Origin of the sequence: Emticicia sp. (assembly GCF_049241225.1) — a bacterium.
GTDB lineage: Bacteria > Bacteroidota > Bacteroidia > Cytophagales > Spirosomataceae > Emticicia.
The window spans coordinates 1-7,495 of the sequence record NZ_JBMLRC010000387.1; the positions used below are offsets into that span (position 1 = coordinate 1).

Here is a 7,495-nt window from a genome sequence, read left to right on the forward strand (position 1 = left end):
ATTTCCATTAGAACTTGAAGCCAATAAAATTGGACTATTAGATAGGCAATTGGTATTCGTGGAAAAATCTAAGGAATTATTGAAAAGTAACTCCATACTCTTACTTTCTATGCTCGAACAACCATCGACCTTACATTTCGCTGTGTATGTGCCTGCTTGATTAACTTGTATGGTTTGCGTTGTTAATCCATTACTCCAACTAACCGCACCCGAACAATTTGTAACCGCCAGATTGGTACTTTGAAAATCGCATGATAATTTAGAAATTACAGGCCTTTCAGGGCTTTGTTTGATAAAAACTGAGTTTGAAGGGCAATAATCTTTCTTTGTGGATTCAAACTTCTTAATTTTGCCTAACTCACTTGCTATCCAAACTGAGTTGGCATCATAAACAGATAGTCCTAAAACTCCTTCTGTCAAACCGATAGTTTGCTTATACCAACTTCTCCCTCCGTCATCGGTATGTAATACTAATCCGCCTTCTCCAACAACCCATCCTTCTGAATCATTTAAAAATCGAACTTTCTTTAAATTATTAAGTGTACCCGCATTTTGTGTATCCCAAGTTTGTCCGCCATCCGTAGAAATTGCTAAAAAACCCTTATCTCCAACTATACAGCCGAAATTAGAATTTATAAAATGAATATCATTAATATTCTCACCAAAAGTTGGAGCGTTTAGTTTTGTCCAAGTAGTACCGCTATTTATGGTTTTGTGTATGTCAGAGTATTGCGTTAAAATCCAGCCAGTTGTATTATTTAAAAAATAAATATCAGTTAAGGCTCCTGGGCCCATGACAGACTCCTGTGTCCAAGAAATTCCGGCATTAACTGTTTTATACACTTTATTGCTAAAACTTATCCAACCTGTATTTGAATCGACAAAATACACTGAATAAACAATATCAGTATTCAGAATACCATTCACTGTAATACTTACCCACGAAACTCCACCATTAGTAGTTTTATAAACTTTACCAGTTGTTCCAACGCACCAACCAATCATTTCGCTAACAAAATGAACATTTTTTAATTCAACAGTACTTGAAACATAGCTTGTACTCCATGTTTGACCACCGTTTATCGTATAATAAATTCGGCCACCACTACCAACAGCCCACCCTTTATTTGAGTTAATAAAAAATATATCGTTAATTTTGAAGGTAGAATTAGTATTTTGAGTATTCCAAGTACCAACAATCTTATCAAAAGCTTTAAATGTATAAAGACCTCCTTCTGAAGGCTTTATTTTGACTGATTGAACAGCAACACCGCTTTGCAAATCTTTATAAAACTGAGGATATGTACCTATTGGTATACTAACTGCGTTTAACTCAAAATCTGAAGCGGAACAATTATTTTGACCAGTAAAATTAAGTGTGCCTGATAGATTAGCACTTACAACAAATGGAGCACTATCAACACTTTGAGTACCATTGACTACGCATCTGGCAGTGTAAGTTCCAGCCTGCGAAACAATGATTGATTGCCCAGTTAAACCATTCTTCCAAATAACATTTCCATTACAACCTGTGGCAGATAGAGTAATGGGAATATTGTTACATAAATTTTTGGCAGTACCATTGATTTGTGGAGGGCTTATCTGAGCTAAAATGATGAACGGAGTAAAGATTAGAATAAGTGTAGTAATTTTTTTCATTGAAAAAGTGGATTGAAAACAGCATTTAAATTATCTTACAAAAGTACATAAAATGTAAAATTTTAAATTAAATTGATAAGCAAAATAAATTTGCATTTAATATTCTAAGTATCGTATTTTGGATAATTGAACGAAGCACACAAAGCAGAATAGAAACATGAAAAAAAAACTCGTAGTTTTGACAGGTGCAGGCATTAGTGCCGAAAGTGGTATCATGACATTTCGTGATGCTGGCGGATTATGGGAAAATCATAGTATTGAAGAAGTAGCAACTCCCGAAGGCTGGCGTAAAAACCCAAAGTTGGTTTTGCAATTTTATAACGAACGCCGTGCAAAGGCCGCTGAAGCCCAACCAAACGCTGGGCATTTGGCACTTGCTGACTTAGAAAAATACTTTGATGTGAGAATCATTACTCAAAATGTTGATGGCTTGCACGAAAAAGCAGGTTCAACAAACGTTTTACACCTTCATGGTGAACTTTCAAAGGTAAGAAGCGTCAAAAACGAAAACCTAATTTATGATATTGGTGCAAAATCTATCGAAATTGGAGATTTAGCTGAGGATGGAGGACAGCTTCGCCCGCATATAGTTTGGTTTGGTGAAATGGTTCCAATGATTGAACCAGCAGCTGATTTATGCCTTAATGCTGATATATTCGTAGTAATTGGTACTTCGATGCAGGTATATCCTGCCGCAGGATTGATTGGTTATGTATCAGATGATGCTCCCAAATACATCATCGACCCAAATATGCCAGAAGTTTCTAACCTTTATCAAAATTTGACTTTCATAACCGAAACAGCCACTGTTGGCGTGCCACGATTGGCACAAAAACTCGTAAGAGAATTCATTTAGATGATTCTTCTAAAAACCAAAGCCTCTGTTCGGTAAAAACAGAGGCTTTTCTTATATATTTTCGTATTAAACGTGTGCTTCCAATTTTTGAGTTAAAACACTCTTTGGCACTGCACCAACGATTTTCTCAACCATAGCTCCACCTTTGAAAATCATCAAAGTTGGAATCGAACGGATACCAAAACTTGCTGGAACATTTGAGTTAGCATCTACATCTAATTTCCCAACAATTGCTTTTCCTTCAAATTCACCAGCAATTTCTTCAACAACTGGTCCTATCATTTTACATGGTCCACACCATTCAGCCCAAAAATCAACTAACACTGGTGTTTCTGATTTGATTAGTTCTGCAAAACTTGCATCTGTAATTTCAATTGCTTTACCTGCCATTTCTGTAAATTCCTCTTCGGAAATAAAAATATTATTTATAATTTGTTTTATTGATTAGATAACAAAACAGCATTAAATAAAAGTTCCGTTATGCCAAAACAACATTTTCTTCGCCAACCAACTCTTTTAATTCTTTTACAAAATCGTTGGTTGAAGCTACTTTTTGCTTACGAGAAAGCAACATTACATCCATTTTTTCATCAGAATCGTAGACCGACATTTTGAAATCAAAACTACCTGGATAACGAGATGTTGTTTTTTGGATTTGTTCAATCAACTGGGCATTTACAAACTGTAAGCCCAACGAAATTTTCACTTCTTTGAATAATTTATTTCTGATTTCGCTCAACAATTCCATACCAAGCGGCTTGAATTCAAAATCTCCTTCACGCCCCCATTTGGTTTGTACTTTTCCACGAATGAACAAAAACAAACCAACTTGCATGTACTTCGAGAAATTCACAAAGTCTTGTCCGAAAAACATCATTTCCATGCTCGAATTATAATCTTCAATTTTCATAATTCCGAACGGATTTCCGTTTTTGGATGTCTTGTGCATCACGCTCGTAACCACCCCACCAATGGCAAATTCTTTGTTGGCATTGAGTGGGTCGAAAACTTGGTCGAGTGGCACACAACGACGCATTTCAAGTCTAAATTCATCAAGCGGATGGCCCGAAATGTAGAATCCGACAACTTCTTTTTCAAATTTCAGCTTCTGTATATCACCCCATTTCTCACATTCTGGAATCTTTGGCTTAGCAATATCAAAAGCACCTCCCATGCCGCCAAATAGCGAATTTTGGCCTGCATCTTTATTTTCGTGATACTTATTGGCGTATTTGATGATTTTTTCAATCAAAGTTGTGCCATCGGTTTCATCGAAAAACTGACCTCGGTGTAAATCTGTAAAGCAATCGAATGCACCAGCATAAGCAAATGATTCAAGTGTTTTCTTATTTACAGTACGTAAGTTTACACGAGTAATAAAATCAAAAATATCAGTAAAGTGTCCTTTTTTTCGTTCCTCAATAATCGCATCAACTGCTGCATCGCCCGAGCCTTTGATACCACCCATGCCGAAACGAATTTCGCCTTTTTTGTTTACACTAAATTGCTTCTGCGATTCGTTGACATCTGGTCCCAAAACTTGGAGTCCGAGTGCCTTACATTCTTCCATGAAAAATGTAATTTTATCAATATTACCCAACTGCGAAGTCATTACAGCCGCCATGTATTCGGAGGTGTAATGAGCTTTTAAATAGGCCGTTTGGTAAGCCACAAAAGCATAACAAGTCGAGTGAGATTTATTAAAGGCATAAGATGCAAAAGCCTCCCAGTCAGTCCACACTTTTTCGAGCGTTTTACCATCATGACCTTTAGCCATGGCTCCTTCCATAAACTTTGGTTTGAGTTTATCGAGTGTCGCACGGTCTTTTTTACCCATCGCTTTACGCAAAACATCGGCATCCCCTTTTGAGAACCCAGCCAACTTCTGCGACAAAAGCATTACCTGCTCTTGATACACCGTAATTCCGTAGGTTTCACCCAAAAACTCCTCCATATCGGCCAAATCATACTTTACCTCTTCCCTACCGTGTTTACGATTGATGAAGTTAGGAATATACGCAATCGGGCCGGGGCGATACAAGGCGTTCATGGCAATCAAGTCATCAAGCCTATCGGGTTTGAGTTCCTTCATGTATTTTTTCATACCATCGGATTCAAACTGAAACACCGCATTGGTTTCGCCACGTTGGAAAAGTTCGTACGTAAGTTTATCATCGAGCGGAATATTATCAATATCTATTTCCACACCATGATTTTCCTTAATCATTCTGAGGCAGTCTTTGATAATCGTCAAATTTCGCAGACCCAAGAAGTCCATCTTGATTACCCCTGCATCTTCGATAATCTTTCCTTCGTACTGTGTAATCAACAACTCTGTTTCTTTTGAAGTAGAAACAGGCAAAATATTGAATAAATCTTCGGGAGCAATGATGATTCCTGCGGCATGGATACCAGTGTTTCGTACTGTTCCTTCAAGTTTATGAGCTTGTTGTAAAACCTTGCCCGTCAGGTCGTTGCCGTTATACATCGCCCTAAACTTCTTCACATTTTCTATCTCGTCGGGCTGAATACCAACCTCCACCAAACTGCCTTTTCCTTCGAGTGGATAATTGACCATTTTCTCGAAATCAATACCGTAAGCGGGCTTGTCAGGCACGAGTTTCACGATATAGTTGGCATCGGCTAAAGGCAATTCCATCACACGTGCTACATCCTTTATGGCTGATTTTGTGGCCATTGTACCATAGGTAATAATTTGAGCAACTTGATTTTTGGTATATTTCTGAACCACATAATCAATAACTTTCTGACGCCCCTCATCGTCAAAGTCAGTATCAATATCGGGCATTGACTTACGGTCAGGATTCAAGAAACGCTCGAAGAGTAGCTGATACTTAATTGGGTCAATGTTGGTGATACCGATACAGTAAGCCACCGCCGAGCCAGCCGCCGAACCACGACCAGGCCCAATCATTACGCCCATGTCTCGCCCAGCCTTGATAAAATCAGATACGATAAGAAAGTAACCCGCAAAACCCATTGATTTGATGGTAAACAACTCAAAATCAAGGCGTTCTTGCACTTCAACCGAAATCTCACTATATCGTTTTCTTGCACCTTCATAGGTAAGGTGCTTCAAGTATTCCCACTGATTAGCAACGTCATCGTCATGAATTTTAAATTCGTTCGGAATCGGGAAGTTGGGAAGCATGATGTCTCGCTTCAATTTCAAAGTTTCTACTTTTGAAACAATTTCGTTGGTGTTGTCGATAGCCTCTGGCATATCGCTAAACAACGTGGTCATTTCTTGCGTAGTCTTGAAATAAAACTGGTCGTTGTAAAAGGCAAAACGAGTATCTTTCGATGAGCCTTCATCATCATTAAAATCCTTTGCCGAAGGGGTCGAAAACTTTTCGTTGGTATTGACACACAACAAAATATCATGAGCCACCCAATCTTGTTGGTCAACGTAGTGGCTATCGTTTGAAGCAATAACTTTTACTTGGTATTTCTTCGCAAATTTAACCAAGACTTCATTTGCCTTGATTTGTTCTGGAATATCATGTCGTTGAAGTTCTACATAATAATCTTCCCCAAATCTATCCAACCACCATTGAAATTCCTTTTCTCCTTCCTCCTCTCCCTTTTTGAGAATCATTTGTGGCACAGAAGCTCCAATACAGCACGTAGTGGCAATCAAACCATCTTTATACTGGTCAATCATGGCTTTAGTGATACGTGGATATTTACCATAAAGACCTTCGATATAACCCAAAGAACAAAGTTTTACGAGATTTTTATAGCCTTGTGCATTTTTGGCTAATAAAAGCTGATGATAACGCTTATCTTTTTGGTCTTTCGTGAATTGCTTACGATGATGGTCTTCTACCACATAAAACTCACAACCAACGATAGGTTTTACGCCAAATTTGCCTGCGGTTGCCACAAAATCAAAAACCCCAAACATATTACCATGGTCGGTAATTGCCATAGCGGGCATATTATCGGCTTGAGCTTTTTTGAAGAGTTTTTTGATATCGGAAGCTCCATCGAGCAACGAAAACTGAGTATGATTATGTAAGTGCGAGAATTGCATTCTACTGAATTTTATTTTGAATTATTTGTCGGACAATTTTTCTAATTTGCCCTATACTGATGCACAATTTGTGAAATTGTACTACGAGTTTAACCATAAATTTACTCAAAAAGTGTGAGTTTTTTGTTAGAAATTTAGATATCAAAAATTAAATCGTTGATTATCAAGTTTATAATTGAAAACATTTTCAAAAAAATTTGAAAACTCAATATCAACTCGTATCTTTGCACCCCAATTTACTTTTTGTTCAATACTTAATGTTTTAGCGATGCCAAAGCAAAAAACCAATTCTGGAGCGAAAAAACGCTTCAAAATTACAGGAACAGGAAAGATTAAGCGTAAACACGCTTTTCATAGCCACATCCTAACAAAAAAATCAAACAAGCGTAAGCGTAACTTAGTTAAGGCTACCCTTGTAAGTTCGGCTGATACTAATCGTATCGAAGGATTATTATGTATGTAATACGAGTGACGAATTTTTGAATTACGATTGACGAATTATTTTTCGTTGTCATCATTCAAAACCGTTTTTCAATTACATGGTTAACGCAGATAGTCGAAAATCGACACACTGCCAATGTTTCACCCGACAAATGGCACTAAAGAGTTATGAATTATGAATTATGAGTTATGAATTGAAGAATCTAACCATTCTACATTCTTAATTCTACATTCTCAATTGAATTAGCCGCCAACGTCAAAAAACAAAAACAACAAAAAAATGCCAAGAAGTGTAAACCACGTTGCGTCAAGAGCAAGACGCAAGAAAGTCCTCAAATTAGCCAAAGGTTATTACGGACGCAGAAAAAATGTTTGGACGGTTGCAAAAAACGCCGTTGAAAAAGGTTTAGTTTATGCCTATTCAGGTCGTAAACAAAAGAAAAGAAGTTATCGTCGTTTGTGGATTGTTCGTATCAACGCTG

General features: G+C 37.5%; 6 protein-coding genes. 3 read left to right on the plus strand and 3 right to left on the minus strand.

Annotated features, from left to right (window positions below; translation table 11 throughout):
* The coding region (locus ACOVO2_RS20210) for a WD40/YVTN/BNR-like repeat-containing protein (RefSeq protein ID WP_421771716.1) at positions 1-1,659 on the minus strand (1,659 nt) is incomplete at its 3' end.
* Positions 1,660-1,816: 157 nt separating this feature from the next.
* On the opposite strand from ACOVO2_RS20210, the gene ACOVO2_RS20215 reads away from it, so the two are divergent.
* On the plus strand, positions 1,817-2,515 hold the full coding sequence (locus tag ACOVO2_RS20215) for an SIR2 family NAD-dependent protein deacylase (RefSeq protein WP_421771717.1): 699 nt from the start codon (positions 1,817-1,819) through the stop codon (positions 2,513-2,515).
* 66 nt (positions 2,516-2,581) lie between these two features.
* Here the strand turns inward: ACOVO2_RS20215 and trxA are convergent, their stop codons facing one another.
* Positions 2,582-2,905, minus strand: coding sequence for a thioredoxin (trxA, locus tag ACOVO2_RS20220; protein ID WP_421771718.1), 324 nt, complete (start codon positions 2,903-2,905; stop codon positions 2,582-2,584).
* A gap of 88 nt (positions 2,906-2,993) precedes the next feature.
* Complete coding sequence (dnaE, locus tag ACOVO2_RS20225) at positions 2,994-6,572, minus strand: DNA polymerase III subunit alpha (RefSeq protein WP_421771719.1); 3,579 nt, start codon at positions 6,570-6,572, stop codon at positions 2,994-2,996.
* Positions 6,573-6,840: 268 nt separating this feature from the next.
* Here dnaE and rpmI point away from each other — a divergent pair, with 268 nt between their 5' ends.
* Positions 6,841-7,035: a 50S ribosomal protein L35 gene (gene rpmI, locus ACOVO2_RS20230; protein ID WP_188765259.1), complete on the plus strand. Its 195-nt coding sequence runs from the start codon at positions 6,841-6,843 to the stop codon at positions 7,033-7,035.
* Between the two features lie 258 nt (positions 7,036-7,293).
* Positions 7,294-7,495, plus strand: a 202-nt coding sequence (gene rplT / locus ACOVO2_RS20235) for a 50S ribosomal protein L20 (protein ID WP_421771720.1), incomplete at its 3' end; no start/stop codon positions are given.

What these genes read in the sequence shown, in the direction of transcription:
- trxA (WP_421771718.1), bottom strand. Translation starts at nt 2,905, where the DNA reads ATGGCAGGTAAAGCAATTGAAATTACAGATGCAAGTTTTGCAGAACTA.
- ACOVO2_RS20215 (WP_421771717.1), top strand. Translation starts at nt 1,817, where the DNA reads ATGAAAAAAAAACTCGTAGTTTTGACAGGTGCAGGCATTAGTGCCGAA.
- dnaE (WP_421771719.1), bottom strand. Translation starts at nt 6,572, where the DNA reads ATGCAATTCTCGCACTTACATAATCATACTCAGTTTTCGTTGCTCGAT.
- rpmI (WP_188765259.1), top strand. Translation starts at nt 6,841, where the DNA reads ATGCCAAAGCAAAAAACCAATTCTGGAGCGAAAAAACGCTTCAAAATT.